Annotated in this window: 1 protein-coding gene; it reads right to left on the reverse strand. The window is 69.6% G+C overall.

Translation table 11 applies throughout. From position 1 onward, the window contains the following. Positions 1-84 precede the first annotated feature (84 nt). Positions 85-1464, reverse strand: a complete 1380-nt coding sequence (locus ET989_RS14605; RefSeq protein WP_131170269.1) for an IS1380 family transposase — start codon at positions 1462-1464, stop codon at positions 85-87. Between the last annotated feature and the right edge of the window lie 44 nt (positions 1465-1508).

Consider the following 1508-nt stretch of genomic DNA (forward strand, 5'->3'; position numbering starts at 1 on the left):
TTTCGGGTGTGGGCGTGGTGGTCCTGCCGGTCTGTCCGGCTTCTCCACTGGGGGTCCTTGGTTGCGCCTGCTGGGGCTGGGTGGTCAGGGAGTGACCGGCTGGGGTGGGCTGGTCGCGCGGGCGTGGAGCGCTCCCCAGGCGTGGGCCCAGGGCCAGTGTGTGGGTAGGTGCAGGACGAGTCGTCGACCGGTGGCGGCGATCCGTGCCGGGACCTGGATGATCTGGCGGCGCAGGGTGGCCCATCGGGCCTTGGCCAGGCCGGCGGCGACCGCGGCGGCTCGGGCGATGTTGAACCCGATCACCGCCAGGCTCACCCAGGCGGCGTTGGCGGCGTACTTCCCCGACGGCAGGTGGGCCAGGGGGCCGTCCTTGAGTTCGGCGATGACCTGTTCCACGATCGCGTGGTCGCGGTGGAGCTGATCGGCCTCGACCGTAGTGAAAGAGGAATTGGTGATGAACGCGTGGTGCCGGTAGGCGGCGAACAGTTCCCCCTGCTCACTGCCATCGGAGGCGAGCGGCTGGATCCGTTTGACCCGGCGCACGACCAGCCGGCAGGGCACGTGCTGGTGCTGGCGTCGGCCGGTGAACGCCACGAACCCGACTTCGGCAACCTCCGCATCCGAGATCCAGCGTTGTTCGGCTTCCTCCCAGACGGCGTGGGGGTACTTGATGGTCTGCCAGGCGTCCTCGGCCAGGCCGGCGATTGCTCGGGTGACGGTCTTGGTCATCCGGGCGGTGACCGAGAACCACGCGTTCGCTCGCAGCGCGGCCCCCACGAACGCCCACCCGTAGTACGCCGAGTCCGCCCGGCACAGGATCCGACCCCGCACGCCAGCAGCACGGGCGGTGGTGACGGCTTGGGCCACCATCCTGCCGGCGCCCCGCGCGGAGCCGGTGTTGCCCTTGCGGAGCCGGGCGCGGGCGATCACCGGGCCTGCCAACGGGGTCGACAGGGCAGCAATTTGGATGTTCAATCCCCGCACCCTCGTGTACCCGTAGCCGGCGCCCTGCTTGCGGTACCCGTGGACCTCCCGGATGGTGTCGTCGACATCGAGGAACGCCAGCCCCTGTTCGATGTCGGCGCCTGCCAGGACGCCGGGCACCCTGCCGGCAAGGCCGGCTAGCAGACCTGCGCCGACGGCGTCGAGCTGCTGCACGTGGCCGTGCGTGAACGAGCGCAGGAACGTGCCCAACGTCGACGGCGCCCGCACCCCGGTGAACACCCGTTCCATGCCCCCGTGCCGCAACACGTCGAGGTCATCGATACTGTCCGCGCCGGCGAGCATCCCGCCCACCACGCTGGCCGCCTTCACGGTCGCGTTCGCCGACGGCACGCTCAACCGTTCCTCCAGCAGGTCATACAGGCCAGCAGACTCAGCCAACCGCAACGCCGGCACCAGACCGGCAGCAGACACCAGGTTCGGGTCATCGAACACGGGACGGATCGTGTGAGAGGCTTTCACTTACGAGGTGACCCTTCGACGCGGTGGACGGCGACTTCAGCAAT

Origin of the sequence: Propioniciclava sinopodophylli, from assembly GCF_004324755.1 — a bacterium.
GTDB classification, from domain to species: domain Bacteria; phylum Actinomycetota; class Actinomycetes; order Propionibacteriales; family Propionibacteriaceae; genus Propioniciclava; species Propioniciclava sinopodophylli.